The organism is Streptomyces sp. NPDC020681, from assembly GCF_044334895.1.
In the GTDB taxonomy this organism is placed as follows: Bacteria; Actinomycetota; Actinomycetes; order Streptomycetales; family Streptomycetaceae; genus Streptomyces.
The window spans coordinates 1-19,122 of the sequence record NZ_JBIRTX010000046.1; the positions used below are offsets into that span (position 1 = coordinate 1).

The following is a 19,122-nucleotide window of genomic DNA, read 5'->3' on the forward strand; positions in this document are numbered from 1 at the left end:
CACGATCTCCCGCAGATCATGCACTCGAGCGGCTGTGCCTGGCCCGGTCCGCCCCGCTCGCCAAGCCGTGAACACCGGCTCGATCAAAGCCCATCCGGCATCGGACACGTCACTGCGATACGGGCGCCGAGAACTCACGGAACAAGCAACGACGCACTGCTGCCGCAGTCACCTGAACGGATCAAACCACCAGCAATCCAGATCAGATGCCCTCTTAACGTTCTCTGAGTGCGTCTCACCGGAGTTTGAGTGCGTGTCATGGCGCGCATCGCTGTAGCTGGGTGGGGAACATTAGGGGCCGTGGTTCGCGATGTGGCTGCGGTCGGCACGTCGAGGAAATGCCGTGGCATGGATGAAGGAATGTGGCCAATGGCAACAGGCAAGGTGAAATGGTTCAGCGCGGACAAGGGCTTCGGCTTTATCGCACAGGGCGCCGGTGGCCCCGACGTGTTCGTCCACTACTCCGCGATCCAGACCAGCGGCTTCAAGGAGCTGGCTGAGGGAGACCGTGTCGAGTATGAGGTCACCCAGGGAACCAAGGGCCCCCAGGCGGAATACGTCGTCCCCCTAGCCTAGGACACAGAGCGGACTCTGCCCACCGGCTGACCGCAAAGCAAGAGCGCCAGCGCCGGCCGTAGCCACGCGCGTCGCGTCGACCTGCTAGGTGCCGGCTGCAAGTCATCGCGCTGCGAGACACCAGCGAGAAGGCGCCTGCGGTCGACCGTCGCACCCCTGCCCCATCAGCCTGTTGGGTGGAGCACGCTGGCCGCCTCATCGAGATCCTCGGAGAGGCCGAGGAGATGCTGAACAGCGAGCAATCCAACACGGTGCGCCTGCCCCAGTGACTCAAGCAGCCGCGTAACCCTAGCTGACCGGATCGCAGAGAGACGCCCGCCGAGGCTCCGGGCGGGGAGTCTTGATCTTGATGCGCATGATCTCGACCGGCAGCGGATGGGTGGACGAACACGCCGCCGTGCCACTGGAGTACAAGTACGCGGCGACAGTGCGATGGTGGCCTGGCTGGGTCCCGCCTGCCACCTTCGAATAGCTCGCCGACGACCTGGCAGTCGGGCGGCGAACCGTACATTTTCCTCACTCCGCGTCCGTGGCCAGCCGCCTTACCTGGTGGCCTTGGAGGGTCTTGAGGCCCTCCGGCCCACAGCGGTGCTGCGAGGTTAACGGTGAGTGAGCGTTGCAGGCGAGGACGGCGGTCGTGCCCAGCAGATGCGCCAACAGGCGCAGGAGATGGAACAAGCCGCGGAGCGTGCCACTGACCCGGCGGAGCGTCAGCGGCTGAAGGAAAAGGCCCGCCGGCTCAAGGAGCAGAGCGAGCAGCAAGGCAGCATGGGCAGTGGGGACATCGACCCCATGGCGTAACGCCCTGCATATGCACCGGCCGGTGGCTGCCCCCGCGACCCCTCCAGGCGCGCGCGAGGCCACCGGCCGGTCACCTATGTCGGCACCACAGCCAGCCATGCTCCGTCGTGCTGCGCACGATCTCCGCTGCATCACGCGGCGGCGACGGTCACTACCTCCGCCTCCCCATCTCCGAGGCCAAAGGAGGCCGACCCAGGTTTCGCCAACCGGGCTGACCTACCCCCGTCTTCGCACACGGCACGAGCATGCGGCCAAGGCACCACGACGCCTGGACCCGCCGCATCATCCAATTGCTGCTGTGCGGCAGTATTGCCCGGTTGCGCATGCCCGGGGCACCGCCTGGGAGACACGGTGCCCGGGGCTATACGGGCGACAGGAGGCGCCGTTGGCGCAGCCGGATGCGACGGGAGAACACGAGGATGGCCATGCTGGCCCCAGCTGCTCGCCGAAGAGGAAGGTAACCCCATGCTGGAGCGTTCCCGCCGTAAGAACGACACCGAGATCACATTCGTCATCCCTGCGGACCAGCCCTGCGGCCAGGTCAGTGTCGTCGGCGACTTCAACGACTGGCAGCCCGGCGCCCATCCCCTGGAGGCGAGAGAGGAGGGCACCCGCGCCGTCACCCTCACCCTGCCCAGCGAACAGCGCTACGGATTCCGCTACCTGGCCGCCGGCGACTACTGGTTCGACGACGAACACGCCGACGCCCACGACGGCCACAACAGCATCCTGCACACCTGACCGTCGCTGCCTCCGCGATCTGAACCGAAGGCGAGACGAAATCCGGCCACTCCCGTAGGTGGCCGGTGATCGTCCCTGCGGATTTGCCGTCGCAGACGCTTCTTCGTGCGGCAATCGGCTTGACCGTGGCAGCGTGCTCCGGCGGCAGCACCTTGCCCGGCAGGGCGCTCGATGCTTACTGGCCCAGGCCGTTGACCTGCTTCTCCTCAGCGCGGGCGGGTGCGCGACATCCTCCTCCGCGGTTACTGTCTGGGTGGGCCCGCTGGACGCTGATCAGCAGCGTCGGCCAGGCTGCAGAGCGGGGCCGTGCAGTTGCGCGGACCACGGGCCTGGCACTGGTTGGGTGGCCCGAGAGAGTCTCACCCCGGGCTCCCACGGAACGGAGCGTAACAGTCTCCCGTCACTCCGCTCTTGTCGCTCTGATCACCAGAAACACGGTGTCCATGCCCAGTGGGCGAAGAGCCTGGGGTGCCGGCTGGTGATGCCCTGCCAGCACTTGTGGGCTGCCCTGAACGACCGGAATCGTTTTGTACTTCTTGCGGAACCAGCGCATCAGGCAGGCGCTGATGCGCCGCAGGAGGGACAGCAGTTCGGAGCGGTAGAACGCCCCGTAGTACTGCATCCAACCGCGCACGATCGGGTTGATCCTGCGGGCCAGTTCGGCGAAGGTGAGGCCGATCCACAGGTGGAGCCGCCAGGAGCGGACCTCCCCGCTGATCTTCGTCCGCGACCTGCCGGGCCTGCGGTGCCCCGGTCGCGGCAGATCACCTCGACCTCAGGGTGGCTGCGTAGCCAGGCGGCCAGCGGCTCGGCGTCCCGGCACGGCAGGACATCGACCGGAAGCCGACGCCTCCAGGTCGACGAGGATAATTGCGTTGGAGTCGCCCTTGCCCGCAGGGCGAAGTCGTCGACACCCAGGATGGTTTTGTAGGTGGGAGCCGACACCGCTTGTCGCTCAGAGCTGGGAACGCCTGGTTTCGCCGGAAGGCAGTGTCTCTGAGTTCTAACAACGCCCAGGGCCTTGCGGTGGGAGCCTGGTAGTGCTCTGCGCGGTGAGGGGGCGGTGGTGCCACCGAAGTCCAAGGTCGATCTGTACGCGGCGATCCGCCGTGACGCCCGGGCGGGGATTTCCTATCGGGCCTTGATGCGCGAGCACGGTGTCGGATTCCGCACGGTGAAGGCGGCGTTGGCGCCGGTGTGGCCGGAGCGACGCAAGAGGCCGCGGCCCCGGGGGCGCGGCGCCTCGCCCGGTTCGTGGCGAGTCTCCTCGTGGCGTGCGCGATGGGCTGGCTGTGGCAGCGGCTGGGCCCACCGAATGGCCGTTCGCCACGACGTGATGCACGCCGGCGGCTTCCTCGTCGTCGGCGCAATGGCCGCGGCCACTCCCGAAGCCGTAGTGCCGGCAAGCTGGCTGTACACCGCGGCCTATATCCCTGTGGTGTCGGTCCTCGCCCTGGCGATCCTCGCGGTGCTGTTGTCGATCTGCTCCGAGGCCGACGCGTTCGTGGCCGCGTCCCTGTCCCAGTTCTCGCTGACCGCCTGCTGGCATTCCTCGTCGTCGGACCGATGATCGACCTGAAGCTGTTCGCCATGCAGGCCGCCACGATCGGCCGCGGATTCGCGCTGCGGTTCGCCCCCGCCACCTTCACCGTGGCCGTCCTGATATCGGCCCTGGTCGGGGCAGTGACGCTGTGAACCGGCAGGCGCAAGCAGCCGTGCTGTTCCTCGTCGGCGTGGCGGTGCTGCGCGCCAGCTTCACCGACCTCTATCTGCGCTACGTCAAGGCCGGGTTGCGCCCGTTGCCGCTCGTGGCCGGCATCGTCCTGATCGTCGCGGCCATCGCCACTGTCTGGTACGAACTGCGACGGCCGCGCGCCACCCAGGAGCACCAGCCCGCGGGCGGTCTGGATCAGATGGAGCAGCTGTAGTCGTGTGGGGTCGGCTATCGCCTTGAGTACGCGGGCGGTGCGCTCGATCCGCTCCCGGTCAACCATGGGTGCGGTCAGCGAAGGTGCGCACGGCTCGTCGCCCTCCTCGCCCGATGCCGGGCCCGATGCAGAGACGCTCATCTATGCAGCATACGAAAGCCAACTCACTCGAAAGGGTGATCTATGGCACGCCGGGCAGCGTGTTCACTTGGAGTTCACTGTTGGGGTCCTAACGGCCAAGCGCAAGATGCGGAGATCCATTTGCGCCTGCCAGTAGCACGAGAGCCCGGCGAGAGGCGGTCTCGACGGCAGTTCTCGCGCCGCGCTGGGATTTCCGTGCGCTGCTCACCGCGCCGCCCGAGCGAGGACACCGCGGTCCGGATCGCTGACACGAACGAGCGCCTCGAGCGCGGCCGCGAGCCACTCCGCGACGCGCCGCATCGCCGTGGCATCGGCCAACTGGGCCGGGAGGCTGTGCAAAAGCCCGGCGAGGTCGTCCAATTGGCGCTCGGCGCACTGGGCACGACAGTACTGGATGCCTTCGTTCAGGTTGTCCCAGGCCGAGGGATGGGCCGTCGTCGTCAGCAGGGCAACTCGCAGGCGGCTGGCGATAGTACGCGTGGTGGGCGGGTAGACCGAAAGGTCTTGCTGAGGTGTGGTGACCACCAGCCCCGCGGCCCGGAACTTCGACAGTGCGCGGAGCATGCGGTCTACGGAGGCTGCGGTGGCGCCTTCCATCCCGCCGTCGGTGAGGGTGAGGAGGATCAGTGTTCCGGGTAGGTGGGCAAGGTCGACATCGCCGCCGAGCAGGTTCTCTTGGCTGACCGTGACGAGGGTCGCGACCTTGGTGTCGAGGTAGGGATCTGTCACTCCCCCGACGAACCGCAGTCGCAGCTCCGGGCGCTCGTCGACTAGATATCCGAGAGTCGGCATGTTTCTGTCCCCGCCTCATGCCGACAGCGGCAGGCGATGCCGCTCTCCGAGCGGTTCTACCTCGCCGACGCCATCTTCGTCGGTGCCGTGGAAGGAGACGGCCCCTCATTGACGAACTACACGCCTGTCTGCGTGCACCGGTATACCCGCCGTTCCTGGGCCGCCGTTCGTGCCCACCGGCCCACCCCGTGAACCTTGCCGTCCACCAGGAGCTGAGCCTCGAAGCAGCCCTGCAGCAGGAGCCCTGGCACGCCGCGCCCTGGTACCAAAAGCTCCGCCGCCGAGACGACCACATCGACCTGGTGCTCCTGCTCGAAGCACGCCCCGGTGAACAAGCCGGCGACAGCCTGCGGGACCAACCCGTTAGCTTCGCCGCCGAACAGCGCCGACACGCCCTGCGCACCATCCGCAGCACCACCGTGACCGTGCCCCACCCCCAGTCGGCGCACGCCCGCGTCCCTGCAGCCGGGCATGCCGTCCCCCTACACGACCCGTTCAGTTTCCTGGAAGAAGAAGGCGCCTGATGTACCTGACCCGCTTCCGCGTGAACACCGCGCGTCCCGGAGCCCGTCGGCTGCTCTCCTCGCCCCAGTCGATGCACGCCGGCGTCATGTCGTCGTTCCCCGGCCTGCTGCCCACAGACTCCGACAACTCCGCAGCTCCCCGGGTGCTGTGGCGCCTCGATCACAACGCCCGCGCCGAGGTCTTCCTGTACATCGTCAGCCCCGCCCGACCGGACCTGACCCACCTCGTCGAGCAGGCGGGCTGGCCCGCGGCAGCCGCCGACCCCGACACGCCAGGCTGGCAGACCCGGCCGTACGCCCCGTTCCTCGACCGCCTCACCGCCGGCGGCACCTGGGCGTTCCGCCTCACAGCCAACCCGGTCCACCAGTTCCGTCGCAAGGACGGCGAACCGACCAGCGCACCGCACACCTCACCCCCGTCCACCAGAAGGGGTGGCTCCTTGACCCTGACCGTCAGAAGCGTTCGGGGTTCCACATCGTCGAAAAGCCCGACGCCAAACGCCTGCTGCCCTACGGCACGACGCACAAGAACTACGAGCACCACGGCGATCGACACGAACTGACGGTCCGCGATCAGCGTTCCCTGGCATTCGCCAAGTCCCGCGACGACGAAGCAAACAAACGCCGGGTGAAGATCGTCACCATCACCTTCGACGGCCGACTCGAAGTCACCGACCCCGACGCACTGCGCCGCACCCTCACCCAGGGACTGGGCAAAGCCAAGGCGTATGGCTGCGGACTGATGCCCCTCGCTCCGGTCCCCGCCGCGACCGAGTAGAACCGTGGCCACAGTCGGAAAGCACACCGCGCTCACCCCACGACACCTCACCCGCACCGGCGAGCGCCTCTCCTTCATCTACCTGGAACGTTGCACGATCCACCGGGACGCCAACGCCATCACCGCCGAGGACGCCGACGGGACCACCCACATCCCATCGGCCACGATCGGCACCCTGCTGCTTGGCCCCGGCACCCGCATCACCCACCAGGCGATGAGCGTCCTCGGCGAGACCGGTGCGGCGGTCGCCTGGGTCGGGGAAAACGGCGTGCGCTACTACGCCGGCGGCCGCGCACTGACCCGCTCCTCCGCCCTCGTCGAAGCACAAGCCCTCCGATGGGCCAACGTCCGCGCCCGCATCGGCGTTGCGCGTGCCATGTACCGACTCCGCTTCCCCGACAAGGACCCCGCGAGATTCACCCGCCACGAACTCCTCGGACGCGAAGGCCAGCGCGTCAAGGACTGCTACCGAACCCAGGCCAACCGTGTCGGCATCCTCTGGCGCGGCCGGAAATTCACACCCGGCGACTTCTCCAGCGGCAAGCCCGTCAACAAGGCCATCACCGCCGCCGCCCAGTGCATGTACGGCATCGCCCACGCCGTCGTCGCATCCCTGGGCTGCAGTCCCGCTCTGGGCTTCATCCACTCCGGCCACGAACTCTCCTTCGTCCTGGACATCGCAGACCTCTACAAGACCGAGATCGGAATCCCGCTGGCCTTCGACATCGCCACGGAGGACGACCAGGACGTCGGCCCCCGCACTCGCCGCGCCCTGCGCGACCGGATCAACCAAGCCTCGCTGCTGAACCGTTGCGTCGACGACATCAAACGCCTGCTCCTGCCCGACGGCACGCCCGCAGGCAGCGACCCGACGACCCCGCAGGACGTTGAACCGGACCGCGTCACACTGCAGAGCGACGGCGGCAGCGAAGTGGCGTCGGGGCGCAACTACAGCGACGAGACGGCGATCTGGTGACCGTCATCCTCCTCACCAACTGCCCAACAGGTCTCGGAGGGTTCCTCACCCGCTGGCTTCCTGAGATCTCCGCAGGTGTCTTCATCGGGAACCCGTCGGCAAGAATTCGCGACGTCCTGTGGGACGAGGTACAGCAATACGCCAGCCAGGGCCGCGCCCTGCTTGCCTACACCAACGAGCAGGGATATACCTTCCGCACCCACGACCACGCCTGGCATCCAGTAGACCACGAGGGCCTGACCCTCATCCGACGCCCAAACAGCAACACGCAGCCGACGCCCAGCGGCGCGAAGCCCGGCTGGAGCAAAGTCGCCAAGCGCCGCCGTTTCGGCAAAAATTGACGACTATGCCCCATCCACGAAGATTACCGGGATCGAGGAAAGTGCTCAAAAACTGGCTTCACCCGCGATGAAACTGCAGGTCACGCAGTCTGCTCCCCGCACCCGCGGGGTTGGTCCCATCGCAGCGATGTCCTTTGGCGGCTCCGTGCCCTGCTCCCCGCCACCCGCGGGGTTGGTCCCGCGTGGCGGGCAACTCCGCACCCTGGTCCGTCACTTCCGTATCCGTCAAGCGTTTTCACCTCGCTCCTCGCTCGGACGGTCACGGGTGCGGTCTGACCGGGAGCGGTAGGCAGGTCGGGATTCTGAAACGGCGTGCTCATGGCAAGAGAGCGTGGACCCTCAGGCCAGGTCCGGCACCAGACTGTCTCGCGGGACCAATCCGCCAAGGCACTACCCCCGGCGTTCGCGGTCAGCCGCACTACCGATCTTCACGCCGGCGAGGTGTCCCGTCAGGGACACGGTGGACTGTTTTCGAAGACGAGGGAATCGTGCCGCGCCGCTCTGGACTCACCCGAGAGGGTGAGTCGCGGGATGATCCGATCTGTCCGGGGCAGGCGGAAGGCGTCCTACTGCCGAGCCGCCGGAGTATGCGATGCTGCATCCATCCGAGAAAGACCACGATCCTATCAAAGACGGCAGCGCGCGGGGGACTGAGCAGGTCAGGGATGTGACCCGCGGCTTCTTGCTCGTGTCGCCGGAGGGCGGAAGCGCGGTGGACACGGCGCTGCTCGTGGTGTCGGAGCTGTTCGCCAATGCGGTGCGGCATGCCAGCGGCGCGACGGGGTTCGAGCTGGAGGCAGGTCCTGGGACGGTGGTGGTGGACGATGCCAGCCCGGTCCCGCCGCGGCCCCTGCCGTTGGATGCCAGTAAGCCAGGCGGGTTCGGCTGGCACCTGTTCCCGGAACTGTCAGTGGGCGTGCAGGTCGAGACCCACTCGGCGGGCAAGACGGTGACGGCGCTCGTGCCGTGTCCCACTGTCGTCACACCCAAGGGCTGAAGGACGGGATCGGACGCTACATGAGCGTGTCTGCGCGATGAGAGTTGGGGTTGCCTGTGCCGAGCGGCGTGGTGAGGTGGTTCGATTCCGGCCGCGGGGTGGGCGTCATCGCCCAGGACAGCGGCGGTCCAGATGCCGTCGCCCACCGCTCGGCGGTTCCCGGCGACGCGGACTGCGCGCTGATCGCGGGCGGCCGGGTTCTCTTCGATGTCACCCAGGACGCCGCGGGTGTCCGAGCCGACAACATCCGACAGGCTGCGGGGCCGGGCTGTCCGCCGTTCGAGGGAGCGGGAGGCGAGATGGCCGCGCGCCCGCGGGCCAGCCGGCTCATCCGGTGGAATGGTGCATGAGGCTCCCCGCCCGAAGGGCCTGGCGCGCCGTCACAGTGCCAGGCCCCTCGCGGGCCGTCCGACTGGGCGTGGGGGCGCGGCAAATGGGTGACGTGTCGGCGCTAGGCCGGAGTTGGTCGTTGAGCGGGTATGGAAGCCTTCGGCAACTGCTCCAACTCAGATCCCGGCGCCCGGCTTGCCGGCCATGTAGAGGACACCTGCGTGTGGTGCGTGCAACGGTGGGGAGGCTGCCGCCCAGGCCCTTCAGGTGCCGGCGGTGGAGGCGAAATGTTCCCCCGCGCCCTGGATGGTGCCGCCGGGACTGCCTCAGCGTCCTGCGCAGGTCGAGGGGTGAGGACGGTGATGGTCGCTCTGGCTGCGGTCACGATCGTGGCTGCGACGGTGTCGGTAGTCCTGACGGGTTGATTCACCCCGTGCGGCACCGGGCGTCAACTGGCCCGCCCTCGCCCGTCCCGGTGTCGAACGCGCCTTGGCCCTGTCGCTCGCGCGAGTGAGGTCGGGGCTGGGCGGTGAGGCAGCGGGCAGACGCATGTGGTGAGGACTCCTCCGGTTCGTTCCCCTACGGCGCTGCCGGAGCAGTCCTCTCATCTCGAGTTTCTGCGCTGGCACCGCGAGTTCGGCCAGGGCGAGTCCCCCGACGCCTCGCAGGAGTGAGCGATCGTCGGCGTGCCGACGAGAGCGATGTTGTTCGCGGTCAAGCGGCGGGCGGCATCGGGGTTGGGGCGATCGGTGCTCGCGTCGATCGTCGTGCCGGTTTGCGGGTGAGGCGGCGGGTCATCAGTGTGATCGTCGCCCAGGTGATGAGGGTTCGCTCACCTGCGGCAGCCTCTCGTGGTCCCTGCAGTGCCGACGGGCTCTCATGATCCACGACAGCGACCTTTCCACCACCCAAGGGCGGGGCAGCACGACGAAGGCGGACGTGTTCGGCGGCCGTCGGACCGTTTTGATCGTGAGGTCCAGTTGTGTCTTTGCCCAGGTCACGAGGTGCCCGCGTAGGTGGAATCAGCCCAGACGGCGGCGATTTCGGGGTGCATCAGGTGCAGCCGGAAGAGGACTTCGCGGGCGGCGTCCCGGTCCGTGACGTCAGCCGGTGTGACGATGACGAGCAGGACCAGGCCGCAGGTTTCGACGACGACGTGGCGCTTGCGGCGACCTTCTCTGTCATCGCGGGCACCGTCCCTACCGGGTCTTCCAGGTCAGGGAGTTTCGGTCCGCATCAAAGCGCAGGCGGGGCTTGCCCTCGGTCTGTGCCCTGTCAGACCAGATCACCGTGCCAGGCCATGTCCCTGATCAAGTATCGGTACCCGACCCACTCCTGAGCGAGGCGTCGCCCGGCGGCCAGTCGCCCGATCGTCTTCGCGCGGTGCTGCTGCGGCATCAGCTTCGCGACGGTGTTCACCGAAATCCGTCAGCCCTTGCGGACCAGCAGCATGAAGATCTGCGGCGATCCGTAGGTGCCCCGAGAGTCCGCGAAAGTCTTCCCTGACTTCCCCCCTCGACCCGATTTGCCCCGTCGTCTTCATCGACGCCTTCCACGTGAAATCAGAGATGGCGCACTGGCGAACCGCCCCATCTACGTCGCCCTCACGGTCACCACCGAGGGCCGACGCGAGACCCTCGGGCTGTGGGCCGGCGACGGCGGCGAGCGCGCCAAGCACTGGCTGCGCATCCTCACCGAGATCAAGACCCGCGGCGTCGGCGACGTCCTCATGCTCGTCTGCGACGGCCTGAAAGGCTTTCCCGACGGCGCGGTCGGAACGGTCAGGCCGACCACCATCGTCCAGACCTGCGTCGTGCATCTGCTGCGGAACTCCGTCCGCTATGCCGCCCGGCAGGACTCGGGCCTGCCATCGGCGTTGAGGTCACCGGTCCCGGCGAGCCGTCTACTGGCGCGGGCGGGCGATCAGCCAGGTACCGCCGATGACCAGGAGCCCGCAGATCACCTGGCGGCGCCCCAGGTGCCGATGAGCAGAAGAAGGTCACGGAGCGAGAAGTCGGCGGTGAGAGTGACCTGGAGAGACCCGCGGCGAAGGCGATGACAGAGGTGAACACGGTGACGAGCTCGACTGAGCGGAGGCGGTTGGGCCACCGACGGAATTCGTCTACCTGCGGTTTTGCGGCTTTTCGACTGTGGGGATCCCGTGTTGATGGCGCAAGATCCCGTAGAGGCCCGCTAAGAGCGCCAGTGTCGCTGATCCGGGTGGTTGCCGGGCGTCCCCAGTTTGGGAACAGCCCACGGGCGAAGCCTTCGACCGTGGTGAAGAAGATCAGCAAGCCCCGTCCGAAACGGCCTCAGGTCGCCTGGGGGCGATCGACACTGCGGGCACCGCGGATCGGCTCCGTGAACTGCACCGCCTGGGCGGTGACCCACAGTTCGAACGGTTTCCCGCCTCGGAGGAGCTGTTCCTGGTGCTCCAGCACACGGAGCGGACGGCGAGCGAGCTGACGCAGCCGGAGGATTGCCCGGTCAACCTCGTCGGAGAGGCTGCGGTACTGCGTGCGAAGCTGTGGCAGTTCCTGCGCGAGCGTGCCGACCCCGGCCAGCTGGAGGCAATCGAGGACGGCCGAGCGGCCGGCGTACCGTGGCACCACTTCGCCGAAGCCCTGTGCGTCACGTCCAAGCAGGGCGCTTACCAAAAGGCGCGTCGGTTGAAGGCCGACCAGGTTCGCGAGCCGGGCGAGCGGCGCACGCCCGAAGTCGCACGGGAACACGAGGAACGCACCGCGGCCGAGGAGCGAGCCGAGCGCGCCCAGGTCCTCGTGCAGGAGGGACGCTTCCCGCTCGCCCAGCGGATTGGCCGGCTGCTCCTGGAGCACCGGGACGGCATGGTCATGGACAGCTGGTCGGAGTACTGGCTGGGCGAGGTCGCCGAGACCATCGACAACCGGAACACCGCCACCAAACGTGCTCGCTTCACCGGTTGGGTCGAGAGCTTCGTCCGCGCCATCCACGGGCACGCACGGGCACGCACGGGAACGCAACCAGCCCTCCACTACAACCGAAGAAGCCCGCCAAGCGCTCGCGCTGGCCACCGAGTTGACGTATCAGCAGCGGCCCGAGATTCCACGGCAGGTCCAGCGTTCCCAGATTGGGAACCGGCCGCAGCGCGAACGCCGAAGGACGCGCAGCGGCCGCCGCTCTTCCTGAACCCCGGCCTTTCGTCACCCCGCGCTCTGCTTTTCGTCGCTTCCCCCGGTTGGCGCGTGCGTGAACCTCGGCCTTCACGGCCTTTCTCGGGCTCCCGGGGCACAGACAGACCACTGATTAAGGGCATGACCACTGGCTTCTTCGGAGGCAGGGAGGCACTTCGAAGTGTTGGTGGTGATCGGCGCCGTCGGACGGCCGAGTGAGAGTCCAGGATGAACCTAGCTGCGCAGCGGTGACCGTGCTTCCTCTGTCACTGCGTCACGGGCCTCGCAGCCGCTGGCCGACTCGCTCTGAGGGAAGAGTGAGGTACTACTCGACAGGAACATCGGTTCCCTTCCTGCGTACTACCTCTAAGATGTCGCGGACCGCAGGTGTTGCGGCCTGCGTGTGATCCAGTGATTGCACACGGAACACATCCCCCATCCATTCGCGAACTCGGGTACTCCCCGGCACCCCAGGTCGCGAACTGAACAAAGGCCAGTGCCATGTCTCAAAGCCAAGCGGGCACCACAGAACTGACGTCCCAGTACCTCGCCCAGGTGACGGGCGATCTCGAGAGCAACGCCAAGGAGCAGGAACGCATCAGCATCGAGATCGATGCGCTGCAGGAGCAGTTGCGAGCCCTGCAGCAGGACCACACCGTGCTGGTGAACGTGCAGCAGGCCCTCGGCAGCGGAAGCGTTGCGGCAGCGGAGCGTGCGGCAGAGGCAGAGACCGCGGCTGCACCATCCATGCCTCAGCAGGCCTCCGCTGAAGCCAAGCAGGGCAAGCCGATGAAGACGGCCACGATTGTGACGAAGACAGCGTCGACGAAGACCGGTGCCAATCCCTCCAAGGCGGACGGCAAGCCGACCCTCGTCGACCTGATCCGCAACCACCTGGCGAAGCAGAGCGAGCCACATTCCGCCGCGGAAATCTCCTCCGCTCTCGCGCAGACTCATCCCGACCGCACTATCAAGATCACTGTCGTGCGTACCACGCTCGAAGGGCAGGTCGCCAAGAGCCACGTGCAGCGAACCAAGCAGGGCTCGTCCGTCTTCTACAGCACCGCAGCCACCTCGGAGCCTTCCGAGGCCAAGCCGCAGCCGGAGGCGGTAGCCGGCTGACTATCCGTAGGCCGCCCGCGGCACCTCCACCGGGCAGGTCGTCGTTCCTGTGGCCACGACACGATGGGCTGCCACGGCATCGCCAACTTCCTTGGAAAACACGCCGACTCACCAGCAGGTACAGACGGTGTCCCCGGCGTGGTCCTGCTCGTCGGACGCGGCGACCTCAACGAGGTACCCGTCCACGTGTGCCTGCGCGTCAACAAGGGGGAAGGCTCGCAAGGGCGTCCTCGCACGGACAGGCAGCGAAGCGACGTCAAACCGGTCCCTTCTCAAGGCCTTCACCATGTGGCACAGATGCTTCTGGCCCGGGCCATCCACGTTTCCGCAGTGCCTCCGAAAGCCGGGGTGCTGCCGCAGCCTCGACCATGAGCTGCACCAGACGGGCTTGCTGCCCGGTCAAGTGCTCGATCCGGATGTCCTCAATGTTGACGCCCGCACGACCTGCGTCGGCGACCACTCTCGCCAATTCCCCGGGCTGGCCATCAATGAGGACAGCGACGATGTCGTAGGTCTTGGGTGTCGAGCCGTGCTTGCCGGTGACCTTGGCTCGGCCGGCGTTGCCGCGGCGGAAAAGGTCCTCGATGCCGGACGCGGCGTCGCGGCGTTTCGCGTCGTCTGCAGATTGCAGGGCACGCAGCGCGGCGATGGTGTCGGTCAGGTCCGCGGCGATATCGGCTAGAACGTCCACGACGGGGCCGGGGCTGGCGGAGAGGATGTCGATCCACATGCCAGGCTGGGAGGCGGCGATACGGGTGACGTCGCGAATACCGTGCCCGCACAGAAGCTCGATCCTGTCCTCGGTGTCCTGGAAGCGGGCGGCGACCATGCTGGACACGAGGCGTGGGGTGTGCAAGACAAGCGCCACGGCGCGGTCGTGACTTTCGGGGTCCATGATCACCGGCACGGCACGGCAGAGGGCGACCAGTTCCAGGGCGAGGTTGAGCACCTCGGTCTCGGTTACCGGGGAAGGGGTGAGCACCCAGGGGCGACCCTCGAAGAGGTCGGCGTTCGCCACCAGCGAGCGGGAGCGTTCACGGCCGGACATAGGGTGGGTGCCGATGTACGAGGTCAGGTCGCAGCCAAGCGTCTCGAGGTCGCGGAATAATCCGGCCTTGACGCTGGCCACGTCAAGGTAGCCACGGGCGAGCCCGCGCCGCTGGGCATCGGCAACGGCCGCCGCAACGTGGGCCGGGGGTGCGGTGATGATCGCGAGGTCGACCGGGCCATCGGGCGGGTCGTCCGTGCCGGCGCCCAGGGCGACCGCGGTGCGGGCTGCGGCCGGGTCGTGGTCCTCCAGGTAAACCTCGACGCCGCGCGCGGCGAGCGCGAGGGCGGCGGAGGTGCCGATGAGGCCGGTACCAACGACGATGACAGTTCTCATGGGGCGATGTCCTTACGAGTGGTGCTCTGCGGGAGTGCATGCGGTCCCGCAGAGGTGCGCCGGGTGCGGTCCCCAGTTCGCGGCCCGGTTACGCCCCCGGCAGAGCCCAGCAGGTCCTGTCCGCGGGCAGCCAGCGACGGTGCCGTCGAGAATGATCCCCAGGTGCCGCAGAGCCTCGGGGGATGGGAAACGAGGGGCACCGGCGTCTTGGACAATCACAGCAGATCCTTCCTGCAGCACGGACAGGGGGCTCTCCGGAACCGACAGTGATGGTCGTCAGAATGCAGAAGAGGGGGACGAGTGAACTCTCCTGGGTGAGCCCTATGAGGGCAACCAGAGGCCTGAGAGGTGGGACGAAGTGGAGAGGATGCTTGCCTGTTTGTACAGGGGTTATGTCTGTCTGAGATGACTTCCGTGGCAACTCGCTGAGCGTCTCGTCTGAGGCGCCCGCGTTGCCGGTGCGGCTGGAAGGGCGAGACAGGAGTACGCCCTGGCACGGCCCACCTCCGCAGCGCCGGATCGGGACCGGCGCCTCGGCTGAAGCGGCGGACATTCTCTGCGGAGGAGCACGCGGGGCGTTGCGGAGTACGACGCCGCCCCGGCCGGGAAGAAGGGGCCGCGGCGCGGCAGGCATGCGGTGTGACCCGGTCCCGATCAGTGGGATCCGGTTCCGGTGAGGGAGCGGACTTCCAGCTCCGCGTACTTCCCCTCGTCCGGCTTCTCCTTGGAGAGCACGGATCCGAGCCACCCGAGCACGAAACCCAGCGGGATCGAGATCAGGCCGGGGTTCTCGAGCGGGAACCAGGAGAAGTCCGCGTCGGGGAACATCGATGTCGGCTTGCCCGAGACGACCGGCGAGAACAGAACAAGCAGCACGGAAGATGCGAGGCCGCCATAGATGGAACACAGCGCGCCGTGGGTGGTGAACCGCTTCCAGAAGAGGCTGTAGAGGATTGTGGGAAGGTTGGCCGAGGCGGCGACCGCGAAGGCGAGCGCGACGAGTCCGGCGACGTTCATGTCGCGGGCGAAGGCGCCGAGGACGATGGCGACAGCGCCGATGATGACGGCGGCAGTACGGGCCACATTGACTTCCTTGTCCTCTGTGATTCGCCCCTTACGCTTGAGGTTTACGTACAGGTCTTGGGCGAAAGACGACGAAGCGGCCAGCGTCAGTCCGGCTACCACGGCGAGGATGGTGCCGAACGCTACAGCCGAGATCATGGCGAGCATGATCGCGCCCCACTCCGAACCGATGCTTCCGCCCATCTCTTGGGCAAGCAAGGGTGCCGCGGTGTTGCCGGCTTTGTTGGACGCGATGATCGTGTCCGGGTCGATGAGCGCGGCGGCGCCAAAGCCGAGGACGAGTGTCATCAGGTAGAAGGCACCGATGATGCCGATGGCCCAGATCACCGACCGCCGAGCGGTCTTGGCGGTAGGCACCGTGTAGAAGCGGATCAGGATGTGGGGCAGACCGGCCGTGCCCAGTACCAGTGCGATGCCCAGCGATATGAAGTCCAGTTTCGAGGTGGATGTGGCGCCGTACTTGAGGCCGGGTTCCAGGAAGGCACTGCCCTCACCGCTTCTCTCTGCAGCCGCCCCCAGCAGAGCGGAAATATCGAAATTGAACTTGAGCATCACCAGGATTGTAATGAGAAGGGAGGCCATGATCAGAAGGACCGCCTTGATCATCTGCACCCACGTGGTTCCTGTCATGCCGCCGATCGATACGTAAATGATCATCAAGATGCCCGTCGCGGCGATGATGCCAATCTTGCCTACGTCATTGTTGACGCCCAGCAGCAGTGAGACGATTACACCCGCGCCCGCCATCTGGGCCAGCAGGTAGAAAACTGAAACCACAATAGTCGAAACACCTGCGGCAGTACGGACCGCGCGCTGACGCAATCGGTACGCCAGCACATCTGCCATCGTGAAACGACCGGTGTTCCGAAATGGCTCAGCCACAAGCATCAATGCGATCAACCAAGCGACTAGGAAGCCGATGGAGTAGAGAAATCCATCGTACCCATAGATCGAAATCGCACCGGCGATACCGAGAAAGGAAGCAGCCGACATGTAGTCGCCGGAGAGGGCGAGACCGTTCTGTACCGAGTTGAAACGACGGCCACCGGCATAAAAGTCCTCTACCCCATCGGCCTGGAGGCCCGCCCACATCGTGATGCACAGGGTCACGGCCACGAATCCCGAGAAGAGCATGACGACGAGGTCACTGCTGCCCACTGTGCTGTGCGCAGCGAGCTGGATGACGGAGCTCATGACACGCCGCCCTCCATTCGGGACTTGATTAATTCGGCCTGGAGGTCGAGCTTCGCGGCGGCGTATCGCGCATACCACCAGGCGATAAGGAATGTGGTCACGAACTGGGCGACCCCGAGGACAAAAGCAACGTTGATGTTCCCGACCACCTTCGAGCCCATGAAGCCGCCCGCGTAGATGGACAGCAGGACATACAGGAGATACCAGGCGATGAAGGCCACCGTGAGAGGGAAAGTGAAGGAGCGATACGCCCTGCGGAGTTCGGCAAACTCGGGGCTCGCCTGCATCTCAAGGTACGACTCAGTTCGCAGAGTGACCTCCACTGCGGGATTCCTACCAGCGTGCACGGCTTCTCCAGGGTGAATTGACTTCCTGATACTGTGAATGCGAGTGCACCTGGCCCGGAATCGGCAAAACAGACGCGCACTGCAGCATCCGTCGCAATTCCGACTATCGGGGTTCGCTCGAAGGCCGTAAGGCAAGGTGCGATCCGGGGGCTAGTATCGGTGCCGCTGGCGGGGTTGCGGGCACGTTCAACGAAATCCACGAGTAATCCGGTGAATTCGGGCAATGCCAAATGCCCAGTGGGCCACTGTCCTCGATGCATCGCAAGACTACATGTCCCCGTATCAGGACATTGAAGTACGTAACCCGCGGGATATACCGGATTACCTCAAAGTCCGCAGCGATCGCAAACGACCATGATGACGCGGGTCCCGAACAGGATGATCACAAACCACCAGCCACCCACCATCGCCCAGCGATGGCGCGGACCTCGCCACGAACTCCCTGGCGACGGGACGTGATCCTCGATGAAGTAGCCGGGGGCCGCGATCGAGCGAACGTCGCCAGCGAGCGTCCCGGCCGAACCGCCCCAAGGCCCCACGCACTCGCCCCCAGGAGTCCAGAGCTGACTCTCCCGTCCGCCCGCACTGCACCCCAGGCCTGCCGAGTGCGATACCCGGCACACCCGGGTGGTAGCGATGGCCAGCCGCCAACCAATCCCTTGGCCGGCGGCCACGACGAGGTGGTGCACCTACCGCTCTAGCTAGTGCCTTCATGATGATGGTGCGCAAGATCCGTTTAACGCCGACTCGATCCACGCCACCGCCACCAGGGAGGCGTCACCCGGCATGCCGGGACATGTCGATGTGCACCGCCAATGAGCGGTGAAATAGCCGACGAGTAACCCGCCAGTAGCTTTCGGATCACTTCATCCCCCGATCCACCCCCAGCCCGTCGTCGATCTTCACGTACAGTGCACGGTGCCCAAAACCCCCGCCCCGCACCGCTACAACGTAGCAAGACCGACAAACGCCCCGACAGGCTCAAACCATCGGCCGCCCGGAAGGTAAAAAGCCAAGCTCAGGAGCTGTTCTGAGTCATGTCTGGGAAGCCGAACCGGGCCATGAACGGTCAGTTGAGTCCGCCGAGACGGTAAAAGCACACCGGAACACCTTCCTGGCAGCCCAGCGCAAACACTGGAACTCCTCGAAACCGGGCACAACCTTCATCGGCGATACGCCAGATTCATTCGCCCCCATATCCATTCCAAGAAAAGACGTGGCAATCTTCTTTTCGCGTCCCGCGAATCGGACAGATCTGCTGGGACGCAGGCGTCCCCGGAAACGCACGCCAGTGCCTGCGCAAGCACCGCGCGCGAGACCGGGGATGCCACCAGCGCCGGAGCGGCTTTGAGGAAGGGGATCCCCCCTCTCCTCCCGAAGCCGCTCCGGTCCTCCGCGCTTTTGGACGACCGCCGGCCAGTCAATCCTCACCGGCCCGGCACAGACAGCCCCGAGGGGCAAGACTCCTGCCCCTCCCGGCGACGACACTGCGGCAGAAGCGGCTCACCGGCGTCGACGAGGTGGTCATCTCCCCCTGGCCGCCAAGCGCCTGACGACCGACGAGGTCCAAGTCCACCTGACCGAGATCTACGGGACCGAAGGGTCCCACCAGACCATCGCCACCATGACCGACAAGGTCCTCAATGGCAGAGCCGGCCGCTCGACGCCGTCCCGTGGTCTTCATCGATGCCAGCCACGTCAAGATCCGCGACGATGCCGTGTCGAACCGACCCATCAACGTGGCGCTGGCCGTCACCACCGAGGGCCGGCGCGAGATCCTCGGGCTCGGGGCGGCGATGACGGCGAGGTCGCCAGACTCTGAGCATGTTCAGCGGTTGCTTTCCAGGGCGAGGACGGTTTTGGCTGCTGTGGTGAGCCGGGTGTGGCTGCAGCGGGCTTTGCGGAAGATCCGTCA

17 protein-coding genes and 6 pseudogenes are annotated in these 19,122 nt (G+C 66.4%); 14 read left to right on the top strand and 9 right to left on the bottom strand.

Features of this window, described 5'->3' with window-relative positions; genetic code table 11:
- A pseudogene (locus ACH4YL_RS39785) lies at nt 1-138 on the bottom strand (IS5/IS1182 family transposase); the annotation flags it as partial.
- A gap of 231 nt (nt 139-369) precedes the next feature.
- Here ACH4YL_RS39785 and ACH4YL_RS39790 point away from each other — a divergent pair.
- The 3 genes from ACH4YL_RS39790 to ACH4YL_RS39800 all read left to right on the top strand — a co-directional run bounded on the left by ACH4YL_RS39790 (nt 370) and on the right by ACH4YL_RS39800 (nt 2,118).
- Nucleotides 370-576, top strand: coding sequence for a cold-shock protein (locus ACH4YL_RS39790; protein ID WP_398512419.1), 207 nt, complete (start codon nt 370-372; stop codon nt 574-576).
- A 609-nt stretch (nt 577-1,185) separates the two neighbouring features.
- Entirely contained in the window at nt 1,186-1,377 is a 192-nt protein-coding gene (locus ACH4YL_RS39795) for a DUF6381 family protein (RefSeq protein ID WP_398512420.1), read from the top strand.
- Between the two features lie 465 nt (nt 1,378-1,842).
- The gene (locus ACH4YL_RS39800) at nt 1,843-2,118 is read left to right on the top strand and encodes an isoamylase early set domain-containing protein (protein ID WP_398512421.1); all 276 of its coding nucleotides are present in this window, start codon (nt 1,843-1,845) and stop codon (nt 2,116-2,118) included.
- 400 nt (nt 2,119-2,518) lie between these two features.
- Here ACH4YL_RS39800 and ACH4YL_RS39805 read toward each other — a convergent pair whose 3' ends face one another.
- Nucleotides 2,519-2,881: a group II intron maturase-specific domain-containing protein gene (locus ACH4YL_RS39805; protein ID WP_398512432.1), complete on the bottom strand. Its 363-nt coding sequence runs from the start codon at nt 2,879-2,881 to the stop codon at nt 2,519-2,521.
- A gap of 479 nt (nt 2,882-3,360) precedes the next feature.
- Here ACH4YL_RS39805 and ACH4YL_RS39810 point away from each other — a divergent pair.
- Nucleotides 3,361-3,813, top strand: a pseudogene (locus tag ACH4YL_RS39810) (permease); the annotation flags it as partial.
- Nucleotides 3,810-4,016 (top strand): annotated as a pseudogene (locus ACH4YL_RS39815) (TIGR03943 family protein); the annotation flags it as partial. The pseudogenes ACH4YL_RS39810 and ACH4YL_RS39815, both read left to right, overlap by 4 nt.
- Before the next feature lie 375 nt (nt 4,017-4,391).
- On the opposite strand, the gene ACH4YL_RS39820 reads toward ACH4YL_RS39815, so the two are convergent.
- Complete coding sequence (locus ACH4YL_RS39820; RefSeq protein ID WP_398512422.1) at nt 4,392-4,979, bottom strand: hypothetical protein; 588 nt, start codon at nt 4,977-4,979, stop codon at nt 4,392-4,394.
- Between the two features lie 17 nt (nt 4,980-4,996).
- On the opposite strand from ACH4YL_RS39820, the gene ACH4YL_RS39825 reads away from it, so the two are divergent.
- From ACH4YL_RS39825 to ACH4YL_RS39850, 6 genes and pseudogenes are all read left to right on the top strand, one after another.
- Nucleotides 4,997-5,503 (top strand): type I-E CRISPR-associated protein Cas5/CasD, encoded by a 507-nt coding sequence (locus ACH4YL_RS39825; protein ID WP_398512423.1) that lies wholly within the window; start codon nt 4,997-4,999, stop codon nt 5,501-5,503.
- Nucleotides 5,503-6,281 (top strand): annotated as a pseudogene (gene cas6e / locus ACH4YL_RS39830) (type I-E CRISPR-associated protein Cas6/Cse3/CasE). Before ACH4YL_RS39825 ends, cas6e begins: the two are co-directional and overlap by 1 nt.
- 4 nt (nt 6,282-6,285) lie before the next feature.
- A complete protein-coding gene (gene cas1e / locus ACH4YL_RS39835; RefSeq protein WP_398512424.1) occupies nt 6,286-7,257 on the top strand; it encodes a type I-E CRISPR-associated endonuclease Cas1e in 972 nt (323 codons plus the stop codon).
- A complete protein-coding gene (gene cas2e / locus ACH4YL_RS39840) occupies nt 7,254-7,598 on the top strand; it encodes a type I-E CRISPR-associated endoribonuclease Cas2e (protein ID WP_398512425.1) in 345 nt (114 codons plus the stop codon). The genes cas1e and cas2e overlap by 4 nt, the downstream gene beginning before the upstream one ends.
- Before the next feature lie 592 nt (nt 7,599-8,190).
- Nucleotides 8,191-8,595 (top strand): ATP-binding protein, encoded by a 405-nt coding sequence (locus tag ACH4YL_RS39845; RefSeq protein WP_398512426.1) that lies wholly within the window; start codon nt 8,191-8,193, stop codon nt 8,593-8,595.
- A gap of 56 nt (nt 8,596-8,651) precedes the next feature.
- Nucleotides 8,652-8,945, top strand: coding sequence for a cold-shock protein (locus tag ACH4YL_RS39850; protein WP_398512433.1), 294 nt, complete (start codon nt 8,652-8,654; stop codon nt 8,943-8,945).
- A gap of 977 nt (nt 8,946-9,922) precedes the next feature.
- On the opposite strand, the pseudogene ACH4YL_RS39855 reads toward ACH4YL_RS39850, so the two are convergent.
- Nucleotides 9,923-10,120, bottom strand: a pseudogene (locus ACH4YL_RS39855) (transposase); the annotation flags it as partial.
- Nucleotides 10,121-10,200: 80 nt separating this feature from the next.
- Nucleotides 10,201-10,344, bottom strand: coding sequence for a hypothetical protein (locus ACH4YL_RS39860; protein WP_398512427.1), 144 nt, complete (start codon nt 10,342-10,344; stop codon nt 10,201-10,203).
- A 92-nt stretch (nt 10,345-10,436) separates the two neighbouring features.
- On the opposite strand from ACH4YL_RS39860, the pseudogene ACH4YL_RS39865 reads away from it, so the two are divergent.
- A pseudogene (locus ACH4YL_RS39865) lies at nt 10,437-10,783 on the top strand (transposase); the annotation flags it as partial.
- 454 nt (nt 10,784-11,237) lie between these two features.
- Here the strand turns inward: ACH4YL_RS39865 and ACH4YL_RS39870 are convergent.
- The gene (locus ACH4YL_RS39870) at nt 11,238-11,762 is read right to left on the bottom strand and encodes a hypothetical protein (RefSeq protein ID WP_398512428.1); all 525 of its coding nucleotides are present in this window, start codon (nt 11,760-11,762) and stop codon (nt 11,238-11,240) included.
- Between the two features lie 870 nt (nt 11,763-12,632).
- On the opposite strand from ACH4YL_RS39870, the gene ACH4YL_RS39875 reads away from it, so the two are divergent.
- The gene (locus ACH4YL_RS39875) at nt 12,633-13,199 is read left to right on the top strand and encodes a hypothetical protein (protein ID WP_398512429.1); all 567 of its coding nucleotides are present in this window, start codon (nt 12,633-12,635) and stop codon (nt 13,197-13,199) included.
- A 256-nt stretch (nt 13,200-13,455) separates the two neighbouring features.
- Here the strand turns inward: ACH4YL_RS39875 and ACH4YL_RS39880 are convergent, their stop codons facing one another.
- The 3 genes from ACH4YL_RS39880 to ACH4YL_RS39890 all read right to left on the bottom strand — a co-directional run bounded on the left by ACH4YL_RS39880 (nt 13,456) and on the right by ACH4YL_RS39890 (nt 17,147).
- Nucleotides 13,456-14,583, bottom strand: a complete 1,128-nt coding sequence (locus ACH4YL_RS39880) for a prephenate dehydrogenase (protein WP_398512430.1) — start codon at nt 14,581-14,583, stop codon at nt 13,456-13,458.
- Nucleotides 14,584-15,237: 654 nt separating this feature from the next.
- Complete coding sequence (locus tag ACH4YL_RS39885; protein ID WP_398512434.1) at nt 15,238-16,800, bottom strand: cation acetate symporter; 1,563 nt, start codon at nt 16,798-16,800, stop codon at nt 15,238-15,240.
- Nucleotides 16,801-16,856: 56 nt separating this feature from the next.
- Nucleotides 16,857-17,147 carry a DUF485 domain-containing protein gene (locus ACH4YL_RS39890; RefSeq protein ID WP_398512435.1) on the bottom strand — a complete coding sequence of 97 codons (291 nt, stop codon included), beginning with the start codon at nt 17,145-17,147 and terminating at the stop codon, nt 16,857-16,859.
- Between the two features lie 1,703 nt (nt 17,148-18,850).
- Here ACH4YL_RS39890 and ACH4YL_RS39895 point away from each other — a divergent pair.
- The coding region (locus ACH4YL_RS39895) for a transposase (RefSeq protein WP_398512431.1) at nt 18,851-19,122 on the top strand (272 nt) is incomplete at its 3' end.